Here is a 13,238-nt window from a genome sequence, read left to right as displayed (position 1 = left end):
GTCACTTCCTCGTGAGGACCGCGGCGCCCTTGTCGAGCGCGAGCAGCTCGAACTCGAAGCCGGGCAGGATCGGCCGCCACGACTCCACCACGTCCGCGTCGCCGGGGCGCGCGGTGTCGTCGACGAGGATCGTGCAGCGCTCGGCGAGCTTGTCGCGCAGCAGCGGGATCATCGGGTAGCGGGCCCGCGGGCCGGTGCCCTCCGGCGGGCCGTCGACCAGCACGAGGCCGATGTCGGTGAGGTCGGCGACCGCCGCCTCGTCGTACCAGGGCGTGTCGTGGCCCTCGAGCGACGTCGGCGCCAGCGGGGCGACCCGGACCTCGGCGTGCTCCGCGACGCCGTGGCGCTCCAGCATGCGGCGGGTGTGCGCGGCCCACTCGGCGTTGTGCTCGAGGGCGACGACCCGGGTCGGCAGGCCGTGCTCGCGGACGGCGAGCGCCATCACGACCGTCGAGACGCCGCTGCCGCCCTCGACCGCGACGGCCGGGCGCTCGGCGACGAGCCGGTCGACGAGCTCGACGAGCAGGTCGGCCGACGCGGTCCAGAGACCGAGCGCCGGGATGCCGGACCTGATCGGCACCATCGAGAAGAGGTTGACGATGTCCTGCGTGCGCTTGGCGTGGTGGTCGCGCTCCTTCTTCAGGTGCGCCACGGTCGCGACGCCCTTCGGGAGCTGCGGCCGCTGCGGCTGCCGCCGCTGCCGCTTCGCGAGCCTCTTCTCCAGCTGGTCGAAGCGCCGGTTGACGACCTCGACCAGCACGTACAGCGCGGCCGCGACCACGACGACCAGCCCGGAGAACGCGAGCCCGACGAGGACGCCGGTCGCGCCGTCGATCAGCCCGAAGAGGATGGGCACCGCCAGCAGGACGAGGGCCAGCACGGGGGCCAGGGACCGGGCACGCTGGAGCATGCCGGTCACTCTATGGTGTCCCCCGCGCAGGCCGAGTCGGCGCCGTCTCAGCTGAAACAGCGCCGACTCGGCATCAGCCGACCGACCTGGTCTGCGCCGCGATCACGTCGGCGAACCACGCGAAGGACCGCTTCGGGGTGCGGACCAGCGTGTCGTAGTCGACGTGCACGAGGCCGAAGCGCTGGCTGAAGCCCTCGGACCACTCGAAGTTGTCCAGGAGCGACCACGTGTAGTAGCCGCGGACGTCGACGCCGCGCTGGACGGCGGTGGCGACCGCGCGCAGGTGCGCGTCGAGGTAGTCGATGCGCGGCTGGTCGTCGACGACGCCGTTCTCGTCCGGGCCCATGTTGTAGGCGCAGCCGGACTCGGTGATGTAGATCGGCGGCAGCGCGGCGCGGTAGCGGGCGCGCAGCGTGATCAGCCACTCGCGCAGCGCGTCGGGGACGACCGGCCAGCCGAAGTCCGTGACGGGGTAGCCGACGAGCTCGCGGAACTCGAACGGCATGTCGGCGTCCTCGCGCGCGGCGCCGATCTTGAACGGGTTGTAGTAGTTGACGCCGTAGAAGTCGAGCGGCTGCCGGATCGTGGCCAGGTCGCCGTCGCGGACGATCGGGTCCAGCAGCGGCTGGAGGTCCTGCGGGTAGCGGCCGAGCAGCATCGGCTCGGTGAACATGCCGTTCCAGAGCGCGTCGAAGAGCTTCGTCGCGCCGACGTCCGCCTCGTCGTCGGAGGCCGGCCACATCGGGGCGTGGCTGTTCGCGCAGCCGACGCTGGCGGCCCCCGCGGCGCGCAGCGCGACCGCGGCCCGGCCGTGGCCGAGCAGCAGGTGGTGCGCGACCGGCAGCGAGTCGAACATCAGCTCCTTGCCCGGGGCGTGCACACCGAGCGCGTAGCCCATCATCATCACGACGTTCGGCTCGTTGACCGGGACCCAGTGCTCGACCCGGTCGGCGAACCTCTCACCGAGGATCGCGGCATAGTCGGCGAACCGGTCGACGGTGTCACGGCTCAGCCAGCCGCCGTCGTCCTCGAGCGCCTGCGGCAGGTCCCAGTGGTAGAGCGTGACCATCGGCTCGATGTCGTGGGCGAGCAGCTCGTCGACCAGCCGGTCGTAGAAGTCGAGCCCGGCCCGGTTGGCCTTCCCGGACCCGGTCGGCTGGATGCGCGGCCACGACACCGACAGCCGGTAGCCGCCGACCCCCAGCCGCGTCATCAGGGCCACGTCCTCGGCGTACCGGTGGTAGTGGTCGCACGCGACGTCGCCGGTGTCGCCGTTGCGGATCCGGCCCTCCTGGGCCGTGAAGGTGTCCCAGATGCTCGGGCCCTTCCCGTCCTCGGTCGCGGCGCCCTCGATCTGGTACGCCGCGGTGCTGGTGCCGAAACGGAAGCCGGGCGGCAGCTGGGGGAAGGCCACGGGCACAATCATGCAGATGAGCGTGGAGATCCGCCGGGGAACCGACCGTTACCTCACCCGGGGTGAGGGGTATTTCACCCGCCACTCCTTCTCCTTCGGCGGCCACTACGACCCGGAGAACGTCGCGCTCGGCCCGCTGGTGTGCCACGACGACCACCGGCTCAAGGCCGGGGCCGGCTTCCCCGACCACCCGCACGCCGACGTCGACATCGTCACGTGGGTGCTGTCGGGCTCGCTGCGGCACCACGACTCGGCGGGCCACGACGGGGTCGTGCGGCCGGGCGAGGTGCAGGTGCTGTCGGCCGGCTCGGGCGTGACGCACTCGGAGATCGCCGGGCCCGAGGGTCAGGTCCGGTTCGTGCAGGCCTGGCTGCGCTCCGAGGACGGCGGCACGCCGGCGTACTCGGTCACCCCGGTGACGCTGACTCCCGGCGAGCTGTCGGAGGTCGTCGCGCTCGGCGGCGCGCGGCTGCTCGTCGCGCGGCTCGGGACCGGGGACACCGTGACGCTCCCCGACGAGCCGCTCCAGCACGCGTTCGTCGCCGGGGGCGCGCTCACGCGGTCGTCGCTGGCCGAGCCGCTGGCCGACGGCGACGCGTTCCGCATCACCGACACGCCCGGGCTGTCCGTGACCGCGGCGGTGCCGACCGAGCTGATGGTCTGGGCCTTCGCGTGAGGCGCGCCCTGCTCCTGCCCGGCCGGGCCCACCCGGTCGAGATGCCGCTGCTGGCGTCGGCGCGTTCCTCGCGCGCCTGCCCGAGTAACGCGGGGTTAGACCGTCTGTGATCCCGTTCGAACAGGGTGCCCAGACGTCATAACCCCGCGTTACCCGGGACGCGTGGGGCGCTCAGCCGCGCCGGAGCACCTTGACGAAGAACCGCATCGCGGTGGTGTCGGTGCCGTCGGTCACGCGCAGCACGACCCGGTAGGTGCCGGGCTTGGCGAACGAGTGCCGCACCGACTTGCCGCGCAGGTGTCCGCACCGGTACGCCGGCCCGCGGCTTGCCGCCGCGGGTCCGGACCGTCACGTCGGAGACGCGGTCGGCGTCGCGGTCGGCATCGCGCGCTCGGCCCCGATCGTGTAGCCGCACCCGCTGGTGGCGGTGTCGGGCACGAGCAGCACGAGCGAGCGGGCACCCACCCGATGTTCGCCGGCGCCGACGGCACCTCCCGGGTGAAGAAGAACGTGAAGATCGCCTGCTCCGACGTGGTCGGGATCCTCGACGACTTCTCGACCGTCGACGAGTGCCGTCCGGTGCCGGGGTGAGGCTCCCGTGCTGACCCAACGACGACCGCCGGTCCGGGTTAGCCCCCGCCGGCGCCGCTCGGGTCGGCACAGATCACCGGGAGCGCTCCCGGGACGACCTCGACGACCGCGGGAGCGGCACCGACGCCGGGGAGCGGGCCGAGCGGCTCGCCGTCCGCGCCCACCGGGATGGGCGAGCGGGCGGTGCCGCGCACCTCGACCCGCTTGCCGGCCAGCACCGTCACCTCGTCCAGCGAGACGTGGCCGCCGTCGTACACCTTCGGCAGCGAGCGCATCAGCGCCAGCCGGCCGGCCGCCTCGATCACGACCACGTCCAGCACGCCGTCCTCGACCGAGGCGGAGGGCGCGATCCGCATGCCCTGGCCGTAGTACGCCGAGTTCGCGACCACGACCGTGGCGGCGGCGTACTCGTGCTCGATGCCGTCGACCGCGACCCGGTACCTCCCGGGCTGGTAGGTCGCCAGCGCGCGGAGCGCGGCGTACGGGTACTGGACCCGGCGCGGCACCCACCGCGCCCGGCCGACGATCTCCGCGGCGCGGGCGTCGACGCCCGCGTAGACCGAGCCCGCGACCAGCCGCCGCTCGCCGCCGATCGTGACCGCGAGCAGGTCGAGGTGTCTCGCGGCGCCGGTCAGCAGCAGTGCGGCCTGCTCCTCGGCGGTGCCCGGCAGCCCGAGCATCCGGGCGAAGTCGTTGCCGCGGCCGGCCGGCAGGACGCCGAGCGTCCCGCCGCGCGCGGAGACCAGGCCGGCCAGCGAGGAGAGCATGCCGTCGCCGCCCACGGAGACCACGACGTCGCCGCGGCCGACGGCCTCGTCGACCAGCCGCACCATCGCGTGGGGGCCGGGTGAGTACGTGACGTCGACGGTGGCGCCCGCCTCGCGCAGCAGCCGGGCGACCGGCACGACCGCACCGGGGGCGGCCCCGCCGCCCGAGGCCGGGTTCACCAGGAACGCGAAGGCTCTGCTGCTCTTCGGGGAGCTCACGGGATCAGCACCCCCGGGTTGAGGATGCCGGTCGGGTCGAGGTCGGCCTTGACCGCGCGCAGGACCGAGACGCCGAGTGGACCGACCTCCTGCGCGAACCACGGCTTGTGGTCGGTGCCGACCGCGTGGTGGTGGGTGATGGTGGCGCCGGCGGCGATCATCGCGTCGCTCGCGGCGGCCTTCGCCTTCTCCCACTGGGCCAGGCCGTCGGCCGCCTCCTTCGCCGCGACGGTGAAGTAGAGCGAGCAGCCGGTCTCGTACACGTGCGAGATGTGGCAGAGCACGATCGACGGGTCGCCGAGCGCGCCGGTGAGCGCGGCCTTCACGTCGCCGTAGAGCCGCGGGACGTTCGACCAGAACGTCGCCGTCTCCAGCGTCTCGACGAGGACGCCGGCGTCGAGCATCGAGTCGCGGAGGTACGGCGCGTCGAACCGCCCGTGCGACCACCGCTCCCCCGGCGCGGTGCCGGCGCCCTCGCCGCCGAGGCCGGCGAGCACGGCGGTGACCGCGGCGCGCTTGGCCTCGACCGCGGGCGGGTCGCCCTCGTAGCCGGTGATCATCAGGCACCCGTGCCCGCCAGGACCAGCGGAGCCCGCGCCGCCGACGGCACCCGGGTCGGCGAGGTTGATCGCGGTCTCGGACTCGTCGGAGAGGCGGAGCACGGTCGGCAGCAGCCCGGACTGCGCGAGCGTGCGCATCGCGGCGGCGCCGTCGGCGAAGGACGGCCAGTGCCAGCCCTCGTAGACCTTCACCTCGGGGAGCCGGCGCACCCGGACGGTGACGGAGGTGATCACGCCGAAGGTGCCCTCGGAGCCGAGGAACAGCTGGCGCAGGTCGGGGCCGGCGGCGTTCGCGGGCGCGCTGCCCAGGTCGACCCGCCCGCGCGGAGTGGCGACGGTGAGGCCGACGACGAGCGCGTCGAAGCGGCCGTAGCCGGCGCTGGACTGACCACTGGAGCGGGTGGCGGCGAAGCCGCCGATCGAAGCGTGCTCGAAGGACTGCGGGTAGTGACCGAGCGTCACGCCCTCGGCCGCGAGCAGCGCCTCGGCCTCGGGGCCGCGCAGCCCGGGCTCGAGCACGGCGGTCATCGAGACGTGGTCGACCGAGACGAGCCGCTTCATCCGGACGAGGTCGAGGCTGAGCACGCCGGCGTACCCCTGCCGGGCGGCGACCAGCCCGCCGGTCACCGAGGTGCCCCCGCCGAACGGCACGACCGCGAGATGGTGCTCGACCGCGAGCGCGAGGACGGCGGCGACCTCGTCGTGCGAGCCCGGCCGGACGACGGCGTCGGGCGCGTCGGTCAGGTCGCCGGCGCGCGCCTTGAGCAGGTCGGGGGTCGACTTGCCGCGGGTGCGGACCCGGCGCGTCTCGTCGTCGGTGCGGACGTTCTCCTCGCCGACGGCCCCGGCGAGCGCGGCCAGCAGGTCGGCCGCGAGGGCGGGAGGAGCGAGCGTCGGGGCCTCGACCGCGGGGCGGTCGTCGAGGCCGAAGACCAGCTCGACCAGGCCGCGGGCCTCGGCGGGCAGGGACTGGGCGCGGGCCGGGTCGCCCCAGCGCGAGGGGTGCATCTCGACGGGCATGCGTTACACTGTGACATATGACGTCACTTCGTCACAACACCCCCTCCGACGAGCCGAGCCCGCGCGACGCCTACCTCGACGCGGCCCGGGACTGCATCCTCGACGTGGGCTGGCGGCGTACGACGCTGACCGAGGTCGCCCGGCGCGCCGGGGTCTCTCGGATGACGATCTACCGCACCTGGGCGGACATGCCGCAGCTGCTCGGCGACCTGATGACCCGCGAGTGGGCCGGCGTGGTCGCCGACTCGCTCGCCGAGGAGGACCGGGAGGCGCCGACGATCGAGCGCCTCGTCGGCGACATCGTCGGGACCGTCCGCCGGCTGCGCGAGAACGAGCTGTTCGTGCGGATCGTCGACCTCGACCCGGAGCTGGTCCTGCCCTACCTGTTCTCGCGCCGCGGCCGCTCGCAGGACCTGATCCTCGAGCTCACCGTCAACGCCTTGCGCGAGGCCCAGGCCGAGGGCGCGGCCCGCGCCGGCAACCCGGTCGCGATGGCCCGCGCGATGCTGCTCGCCGCCCACGGCTTCGTGCTGTCCGCGCACACCATGGTCGACGACGACGTGTCGGCCGACGACCTCGACGCCGAGCTCGCGCTCGCCCTGACCCGGAGCCTGGTGCCGTGAGCCCGCGCATCACGCCGGGCCTGCGCGACGCGCCCACCGCCGTCGACGTCGTGGTCATCGGCCTGGGCATCACCGGCGCCGGGGTCGCGCTGGACGCGGTCACCCGCGGCCTCACCGTGCTCGCCGTCGACGCCCACGACCTCGCGTTCGGCACGTCGCGGTGGTCCTCGAAGATGGTGCACGGCGGACTGCGCTACCTGGCCAAGGGCCAGGTCGGCGTCGCCCACGAGAGCGCGGTCGAGCGCGGCATCCTGATGGAGGTCACCGCTCCGCACCTGACCCGGCCGATGCCGATGCTGGTGCCGCTCGCGTCCAGCGTCAGCCGCCTCCAGACCGCCGTCACCCGCGCCGGCCTGCTCGCGGGCGACCTGCTCCGCCGCAGCGCGGGCACCGACGCCAGCACACTGCCCAAGCCGCGCCACCTCACCGTCACCGAGGCCCTCCGCCTGGTGCCGGCGCTGCGCCCCGGCGGGCTGCGCGGGGCGATCATCGGCTGGGACGGCCAGCTCGAGGACGACGCCCGACTGGTCACGACGGTCGCCCGCACGGCCGCGTCGTACGGCGCCCAGGTGCGCACCCGCGCCCGGGTGCTGTCCGCCACCGGCACGTCGGTCGAGCTGCGCGACGAGCTGACCGGCGACACCCGTACCGTGACCGCCCGCGCGGTCGTCAACGCCACCGGCGTCTGGGCCGACACCCTCGTCGAGGGCATCACGCTCCGGCCGAGCCGCGGCGCCCACCTCGTGCTCCGGCAGCAGTCGCTGCCGGGCCTCACCGTCGCGGTGTTCTGTCCCGTGCCCGGCGAGACCAACCGCTTCGTGATGGTCCTGCCCCAGCCCGACGGCACCGTCTACGTCGGCCTCACCGACGAGCCCGTCGAGGGCGACGTCCCCGACGTGCCCGAGCCGTCGGACCCGGAGATCGGGTTCCTGCTCGACGTGGTGTCGGCCGCGTTCTCCCACCAGCTGCACCGCGGCGACGTCGTCGGGGCGTACGCCGGCCTGCGACCGCTGCTGCACAGCAACGACGGCTCGACGGCCGACCTCTCCCGCAAGCACGCGGTGCTCACCAGCTCGACCGGCGTCATCACGGTGGTCGGCGGCAAGCTCACGACCTACCGGCGGATGGCCGAGGACGCGGTCGACGCCGCGGTCGACGCCGCCGGCCTCCCCGCGTCCGCGTGCCGCACCCGGTCGCTGCCGCTGCTCGGCGCCGCCTCCCGCGAGGAGCTCGCCGCGCTGGAGCTGCCCCCGCGGCTGGTCCGGCGGTTCGGCACCGACGCCGCGCTGGTCCTCGACAACGCCCGCGAGGTGACCGGCCTCGACGACGAGGCGCTGCTCGCGCCGGTCGCCGAGGGGGTGCCGGTCACGCTGGCGGAGCTGGTCTTCGGCGTCACCCACGAGGGCGCGGCCGACGTCGACGACCTGCTCGACCGGCGCACCCGGGTCGGGCTGGTCCCGGCCGACCGCGCGCTCGCCGTACCCGCGGCGGAGCAGGCGCTCGCGCTGGCGATGAGTTAGGGCGTCGACGCCGGTCGGTGTCCGCATGCAGACTGGAGCGGTCATGACGACCACGAGCGGGCCGAGCGAGCTGGACGACTTCCCCACGCTCACGCAGCGCTACCAGCGTGAGCTGCTGGCGCACTGCTACCGGATGTCGGGCAGCGTCCAGGAGGCCGAGGACCTGGTGCAGGAGACGTTCCTGCGCGCCTGGAGGGCCGCCGGTACGTTCGAGGGCCGCTCCTCGGTCCGCACCTGGCTCTACCGGATCGCGACCAACGTCTGCCTGACCAACCTCGAGGGCCGCCCGCGCCGTCCGCTGCCCGCGGGCATCGGCACGCCGGAGGCCATGGCCGGCGACGCGCTCGAGACCGACCACGAGATCGCCTGGCTCGAGCCCGTGCCCGACGCCGCCGTCGTGGTCGCCGAGCGCGACTCGATCCGGCTCGCGTTCGTCGCCGCGCTCCAGCACCTGCCGGCGCGCCAGCGCGCGGTGCTGATCATGCGCGACGTGCTGCGCTGGACGGCGGCCGAGGTCGCCGAGGCGCTCGACACCACCACCGCCGCCGTGAACTCCGCCCTCCAGCGCGCCCACGCCCAGATGGCCGAGCGCGGGCTCACCGAGGACACCGTCTGCAACGAGCTCACGCCCGCGCAGGAGCAGCTGCTGGAGCGGTACGTCGACGCCTTCTGGCGCAAGGACGTCGCCTCGATCGTCAGCCTGCTCACCGCCGAGGCGACGTGGGACATGCCACCGTTCACGAGCTGGTTCCGCGGCGCTGCGAACATCGGCTGGCTGATCGGCAACGAGTGCCCGGGCGGCGTCAACGACATGCCGATGCTGCCCACGCAGGCCAACGGTCAGCCGGCGTACGGCCTCTACATGCGGACACCCGAGGGCGACTTCACGCCGTTCCAGCTCCAGGTGCTGGAGCTCGACGGCGACCGGGTCCGCCACGTCACGGCGTTCTTCGACCAGACGCTGTTCGAGAGGTTCGGGCTGCCCCTGCGGCTGCCCGCCGACCACGAGCCGGCCACGGACCGGGCGTGACGGTCACGCTCGGCGGGTCCGTCGGGCTGCTCGACCAGGCACTCGCCTACACCTGCGCACGGCTGTCCGCCGTCCGCGACGACCAGCTCGACCGCCGTACGCCGTGCGCCGCCTGGGACCTCGCCGACCTGCTCGCCCACATGGAGGACGCGCTCGACGCGTTCACCGAGGCCGCGGGCGGCGCGGTCGGGGTCCACGGCGCACCCGACGCGGCCGCGCCGGTCCCGGCCCTCCAGGCCAAGGCGCGGGCGCTGTGCGAGGTGTGGACGCGGCCCTCCCCCGGCGACGTGGTGCTCGAGGCCCGGTCGGGCCGGCTCGACCTGGACGCCCCGCTGCTGGTCGCGACCGCGGCGCTCGAGATCGCCGTGCACGGCTGGGACGTGGGCCGGGCGACCGGCTTCCCCGAGCCGCTGCCCGACCCCGTGGCCAGCGGGCTGCTGCCGATGGCCGGGGTGGTCGTCGGGCCGGCCGACCGCGGGGTGCGGTTCGCGGCCCCGCGACCGGTCGCTCCGGACGCCTCCGCCGGGGCGCGCCTGCTGGCCTTCCTCGGGAGGGGCTGACCGGGCGCCTCCGACCTGACTGGACCGCTGCCGCGGGTTCGTCGCATTCCGCGCCCTGCTCCTCGCTCCGTTCCTAGGGTGGTGCGCATGCTGCCGCCGCCGGCGGATCTCGCCGAGGCCTCCGTCCGGGACGACCTCGACCCCTCGCAGGTCGAGCTCCACCGCGCGTTCGCCCGGACCCGGGCCGGGCAGGTCACCGGCGCCCTCGCGGATCTCGCGGACGCCCGGGCCCGGCACTGGGACGAGCTCGACGCGCTGCACCGCGCCGCCTTGGTCACCATGACGATCGACTGCCGCCTCGCGCGGGGCGAGCTCGACCTGGCGCACGCCGAGGGCGAGGCGCTCCGGCCGATGCTGGAGGAGCCGGGCCTGGCCGGCGCCGCCGCCCACTTCGGCCGCGGCGAGCTGGCGGCCGCGGAGGGCGACGCCGAGACCGCGGCGGGCCACTACGCCCGCGTGGGCGTCCTGACCACGCACCGCGACGACCCCTCCGTGCTGCCCTGGCGCGCGACCGCCGCCCTCGCCTCGGTCCGGATGGGCCGCCGCGCGGAGGCCGTGGTGCTGGCCCGCGAGCACCTGGTCCTCGCCCGCGAGGCGCGCGCGCCGTACGCCGTGGCCGTGGGGCTGCGCACCCTCGCCACCGTCGACGTGCACGCCGACCGGGTCGGCACCCTGCGCGAGGCGCGGGCCGCGCTGGGCGTCACGCCGGCCTCCCGGCTGGTCGCGCAGATCGACACCGACCTCGCCGGCCTGCTCCTCCTCTCCGCCAAGTCGGGAGGAGGCGACGAGGACGCCCGCGAGGCCCTGCAGTTGCTCCGCGCGGCCGAGGACTACGCCGGTCGCGAGGAGCTGTGGCCGCTCCGGGCACGGGTACGCCGCCTGCTCGACCGGATGGGCGAGCCCGCCCGGCCCGTGCTCGGTGAGGCGCTCGCCGCGCTGACCGCGGCCGAGCGCCGGGTGGCGCGGCTGGCCGCGAGCGGCCTCACCAACCGCGAGATCGCCGACGAGCTGGTCGTCACCGTCAAGGCCGTCGAATGGCACCTCTCGCACATCTACCGCAAGCTCGGCATCCGCTCACGGGGCGCGCTCGCCGGCAGCCTCGGCACGGCCTAGTCGAGCGGGTGCGCGAGCTCGTCCTGCGGCAGCCGCGAGGCCACGATCGCGACGACCGCCGCGATCGCCGGGACGATGCCGGCGATGAGGAACGTGGCCCGCAGGCCGATCGCCTCCGACACCGGCCCGGCGATGGCCATCGAGACCGGCATCAGGCTGATCGAGACGAAGAAGTCGAGCGAGGCGACCCGGCCGAGCAGGTGCGGGGGCACCCGGCGCTGGAGAAGCGTGCCCCAGACGACCATCGGCGCCGAGAACAGCACGCCCAGCACGAACGAGGCCGCGACGACGTGCCAGACCTCGGTCGCGACGCCCATGGCCACCAACGGCAGCGACCCGAAGCCCCACATCAGGATCATCGCGGTGAGGTAGCGGCGCGGCATCCGGCGCGACGCCACGATCAGCGAGCCGACGGCGCCCCCGACGCCGGACGCGGCGAGCGCCATGGCGTGGTCGCCCGGCCCGCCGCCGAGCCGGTCCTTGATGAGGAACGGCACCAGCACCTCGAGCGGCCCCATCATCACGAAGACCATCACCGAGCCGAACAGCAGCGTCACCAGCAGCCACGGCGTCCGCCACATGTAGGCGAAGCCCTCGCGCAGGTCGTGCAGCACCGACGACCGGCCGCCGTCGGCCGCACGGCGCACCGCCGTCAGCGGCACCGTCGCCAGGGCCAGCAGCCCCGCGAGCGACGACACGGCCGCGACGCTCAGCGCGGCGCCCGGCGAGGCGGCCCCCACCACCACGCCGGCGACCGCCGGGCCGAGGGCCTGGCCGATCGTCGGGCGGATCATGCCCTCGAAGCCGTTGACCTGGAGCAGGTCCTCCTCGGGCACCAGCGCCGGCAGCCACGCGGAGTACGCCGGGTAGTAGAACGCCATCGCCGCGCCGATGAGGAAGCCGACGGCCCCCAGGTGCCAGACCACGGTCAGGTCGGCGATCGACAGCATCGCCACCGTGCCCATGCAGAGGAACTCGATCGCGGCGACGCCGAGGAGGATGACCTTCTGCGGCACCCGGTCGGCGACCACGCCGCCGAGCAGCGCCGGGAGGATCACGCCGATCGCGCTGGCGGTCGCGACCACGGACAGCTGGCGGGGGCCACCCCCGATCCGGATGACCTCCCAGACCAGGCCGACCATCCACACACCGCCGGCGAAGGTGGCGAGCACGAGCGCGACGGCGAGCCGCCGGTAGGCCGAGTGGCGGAACGGGTGGAGCGCGCGCGGCAGCCTCCGGCCGGTCTGCGGCTCCCGGACCTCGGTCATCACTCCTCCTCCGCACCAGTCTGGAGGGAACGACCGACATCGCCCACCGATTTCATCGGCCCGTGGGGCGACCTCGATCAGGGTTGGTCAGGGTCGGGCGGAGTCCGGGTCGAGCCAGCGCAGCCAGCCCCCGTGGCCGTGCGCGAGCGCCACCGCCCGGCCGTCCACGCCGAGCACGAACCCGCGGCCGGCGTCCGGCAGCGCGGCGGTCGCGGTGACCGCCGGCAGCACCTGCGGCGCCTCGTTGCTCACCCAGTGGCAGCGGCCGTCGGCGACGAGGCCGGCCATCAGGTCCTGGAAGCGGTCCCGCTCACCCGGCGAGAGGTACGCCGCCACCGCACTGTGGAACACCACGACCGTCCCCGTGGCGACCGGCCTGGTCGACCAGGGCGGGCAGCTCGTCGAGGAGGTCGCCGCGCACCAGCCGGGGCGGGTCCTCCCGGGCGACCTCGGGCACCGTGGCGGGCAGGGGCGCCGGGCCGGAGACGTCGGCCGACAGGAGCGGGCCGGTCCCGACGGGCTCGCCGCCCCACGCGTAGGAGTACCGGCCCGGGAACAGGTTGAGCCCCGCGCTGGCGCCGACCTCGATCAGCGCCAGCGGCCCGGGGAACGTCGCGAAGGCCGGCACCAGGGTCGCCAGCCGGCCGACCTCGTTGGTCTGCGTCGACCGCGCCAGGATCGTCGCCACGACGGTGCCGTCGTCGCCGAGCAGGGCAGCCCGCAGCCCGTCGTACGGCCCGGGCGCGGGCACCCCGTGCCACCGGGCGGCGGCGAAGACGATGTTGGGCTGCTGCTTGGGCAGCGGCAGCCGCTCGAGCCAGGCGAGCACCTCGGGGTCCTCCGCGACCCGCGTCGCCCAGTCGTCGAAGCACGGCGAGTAGTCGCGCGCGTCGAGGGCGAACTCGCGGTACTGCTGCACGGCCACGGCGGTGAGGTCCACGACGCCATTGTCGATTCCAGCCCGCGG

Annotated in this window: 15 protein-coding genes; 7 read left to right on the top strand and 8 right to left on the bottom strand. The window is 74.7% G+C overall.

What is annotated here, in order from left to right; genetic code table 11:
* Position 1: 1 nt before the first annotated feature.
* A complete protein-coding gene (locus tag ACYQ0U_RS05515) occupies positions 2 to 910 on the bottom strand; it encodes a class I SAM-dependent methyltransferase (RefSeq protein WP_459970278.1) in 909 nt (302 codons plus the stop codon).
* 73 nt (positions 911 to 983) lie between these two features.
* Positions 984 to 2,336: a GH1 family beta-glucosidase gene (locus ACYQ0U_RS05510; RefSeq protein ID WP_459970277.1), complete on the bottom strand. Its 1,353-nt coding sequence runs from the start codon at positions 2,334 to 2,336 to the stop codon at positions 984 to 986.
* Positions 2,337 to 2,340: 4 nt separating this feature from the next.
* On the opposite strand from ACYQ0U_RS05510, the gene ACYQ0U_RS05505 reads away from it, so the two are divergent.
* On the top strand, positions 2,341 to 3,000 hold the full coding sequence (locus tag ACYQ0U_RS05505) for a pirin family protein (protein ID WP_459970276.1): 660 nt from the start codon (positions 2,341 to 2,343) through the stop codon (positions 2,998 to 3,000).
* A gap of 171 nt (positions 3,001 to 3,171) precedes the next feature.
* Here the strand turns inward: ACYQ0U_RS05505 and ACYQ0U_RS05500 are convergent, their stop codons facing one another.
* Positions 3,172 to 3,282, bottom strand: coding sequence for a hypothetical protein (locus tag ACYQ0U_RS05500; protein WP_459970275.1), 111 nt, complete (start codon positions 3,280 to 3,282; stop codon positions 3,172 to 3,174).
* Between the two features lie 186 nt (positions 3,283 to 3,468).
* Here ACYQ0U_RS05500 and ACYQ0U_RS05495 point away from each other — a divergent pair, with 186 nt between their 5' ends.
* Positions 3,469 to 3,591 (top strand): hypothetical protein, encoded by a 123-nt coding sequence (locus tag ACYQ0U_RS05495; RefSeq protein ID WP_459970274.1) that lies wholly within the window; start codon positions 3,469 to 3,471, stop codon positions 3,589 to 3,591.
* 38 nt (positions 3,592 to 3,629) lie between these two features.
* Here ACYQ0U_RS05495 and ACYQ0U_RS05490 read toward each other — a convergent pair whose 3' ends face one another.
* Both ACYQ0U_RS05490 and ACYQ0U_RS05485 read right to left on the bottom strand, forming a co-directional pair.
* On the bottom strand, positions 3,630 to 4,577 hold the full coding sequence (locus ACYQ0U_RS05490; protein ID WP_459970273.1) for a diacylglycerol/lipid kinase family protein: 948 nt from the start codon (positions 4,575 to 4,577) through the stop codon (positions 3,630 to 3,632).
* The gene (locus ACYQ0U_RS05485) at positions 4,574 to 6,157 is read right to left on the bottom strand and encodes an FAD-binding oxidoreductase (RefSeq protein ID WP_459970272.1); all 1,584 of its coding nucleotides are present in this window, start codon (positions 6,155 to 6,157) and stop codon (positions 4,574 to 4,576) included. The genes ACYQ0U_RS05490 and ACYQ0U_RS05485 overlap by 4 nt, the downstream gene beginning before the upstream one ends.
* Positions 6,158 to 6,174: 17 nt before the next feature.
* On the opposite strand from ACYQ0U_RS05485, the gene ACYQ0U_RS05480 reads away from it, so the two are divergent.
* The 5 genes from ACYQ0U_RS05480 (at position 6,175) to ACYQ0U_RS05460 (ending at position 11,003) form a co-directional block, all read left to right on the top strand.
* Positions 6,175 to 6,780: a TetR/AcrR family transcriptional regulator gene (locus ACYQ0U_RS05480; protein ID WP_459970271.1), complete on the top strand. Its 606-nt coding sequence runs from the start codon at positions 6,175 to 6,177 to the stop codon at positions 6,778 to 6,780.
* Positions 6,777 to 8,300: a glycerol-3-phosphate dehydrogenase/oxidase gene (locus ACYQ0U_RS05475; protein WP_459970270.1), complete on the top strand. Its 1,524-nt coding sequence runs from the start codon at positions 6,777 to 6,779 to the stop codon at positions 8,298 to 8,300. Before ACYQ0U_RS05480 ends, ACYQ0U_RS05475 begins: the two co-directional genes overlap by 4 nt.
* A gap of 43 nt (positions 8,301 to 8,343) precedes the next feature.
* The gene (locus ACYQ0U_RS05470; protein WP_459970269.1) at positions 8,344 to 9,330 is read left to right on the top strand and encodes a sigma-70 family RNA polymerase sigma factor; all 987 of its coding nucleotides are present in this window, start codon (positions 8,344 to 8,346) and stop codon (positions 9,328 to 9,330) included.
* Positions 9,327 to 9,890 carry a TIGR03086 family metal-binding protein gene (locus ACYQ0U_RS05465; protein ID WP_459970268.1) on the top strand — a complete coding sequence of 188 codons (564 nt, stop codon included), beginning with the start codon at positions 9,327 to 9,329 and terminating at the stop codon, positions 9,888 to 9,890. Before ACYQ0U_RS05470 ends, ACYQ0U_RS05465 begins: the two co-directional genes overlap by 4 nt.
* 87 nt (positions 9,891 to 9,977) lie before the next feature.
* On the top strand, positions 9,978 to 11,003 hold the full coding sequence (locus ACYQ0U_RS05460; protein ID WP_459970267.1) for a LuxR C-terminal-related transcriptional regulator: 1,026 nt from the start codon (positions 9,978 to 9,980) through the stop codon (positions 11,001 to 11,003).
* Here the strand turns inward: ACYQ0U_RS05460 and ACYQ0U_RS05455 are convergent.
* The 3 genes from ACYQ0U_RS05455 to ACYQ0U_RS05445 all read right to left on the bottom strand — a co-directional run bounded on the left by ACYQ0U_RS05455 (position 11,000) and on the right by ACYQ0U_RS05445 (position 13,211).
* Positions 11,000 to 12,271 carry an MFS transporter gene (locus ACYQ0U_RS05455; protein ID WP_459970266.1) on the bottom strand — a complete coding sequence of 424 codons (1,272 nt, stop codon included), beginning with the start codon at positions 12,269 to 12,271 and terminating at the stop codon, positions 11,000 to 11,002. The genes ACYQ0U_RS05460 and ACYQ0U_RS05455 overlap by 4 nt on opposite strands.
* Positions 12,272 to 12,358: 87 nt before the next feature.
* Positions 12,359 to 12,625: a DUF2332 family protein gene (locus ACYQ0U_RS05450; RefSeq protein WP_459970264.1), complete on the bottom strand. Its 267-nt coding sequence runs from the start codon at positions 12,623 to 12,625 to the stop codon at positions 12,359 to 12,361.
* On the bottom strand, positions 12,582 to 13,211 hold the full coding sequence (locus ACYQ0U_RS05445) for a DUF2332 family protein (protein WP_459970263.1): 630 nt from the start codon (positions 13,209 to 13,211) through the stop codon (positions 12,582 to 12,584). Before ACYQ0U_RS05445 ends, ACYQ0U_RS05450 begins: the two co-directional genes overlap by 44 nt.
* Between the last annotated feature and the right edge of the window lie 27 nt (positions 13,212 to 13,238).

It is taken from the genome of Nocardioides pyridinolyticus (genome assembly GCF_054653575.1).
This window is presented reverse-complemented; position numbering and strand designations above follow the sequence as displayed.

Coding starts and splice junctions, on each gene's coding strand:
- ACYQ0U_RS05515 (WP_459970278.1), bottom strand. CDS start 910: ATGCTCCAGCGTGCCCGGTCCCTGGCCCCCGTGCTGGCCCTCGTCCTG.
- ACYQ0U_RS05510 (WP_459970277.1), bottom strand. CDS start 2,336: ATGATTGTGCCCGTGGCCTTCCCCCAGCTGCCGCCCGGCTTCCGTTTC.
- ACYQ0U_RS05505 (WP_459970276.1), top strand. CDS start 2,341: ATGAGCGTGGAGATCCGCCGGGGAACCGACCGTTACCTCACCCGGGGT.
- ACYQ0U_RS05495 (WP_459970274.1), top strand. CDS start 3,469: ATGTTCGCCGGCGCCGACGGCACCTCCCGGGTGAAGAAGAACGTGAAG.
- ACYQ0U_RS05485 (WP_459970272.1), bottom strand. CDS start 6,157: ATGCCCGTCGAGATGCACCCCTCGCGCTGGGGCGACCCGGCCCGCGCC.
- ACYQ0U_RS05480 (WP_459970271.1), top strand. CDS start 6,175: ATGACGTCACTTCGTCACAACACCCCCTCCGACGAGCCGAGCCCGCGC.
- ACYQ0U_RS05470 (WP_459970269.1), top strand. CDS start 8,344: ATGACGACCACGAGCGGGCCGAGCGAGCTGGACGACTTCCCCACGCTC.
- ACYQ0U_RS05460 (WP_459970267.1), top strand. CDS start 9,978: ATGCTGCCGCCGCCGGCGGATCTCGCCGAGGCCTCCGTCCGGGACGAC.
- ACYQ0U_RS05455 (WP_459970266.1), bottom strand. CDS start 12,271: ATGACCGAGGTCCGGGAGCCGCAGACCGGCCGGAGGCTGCCGCGCGCG.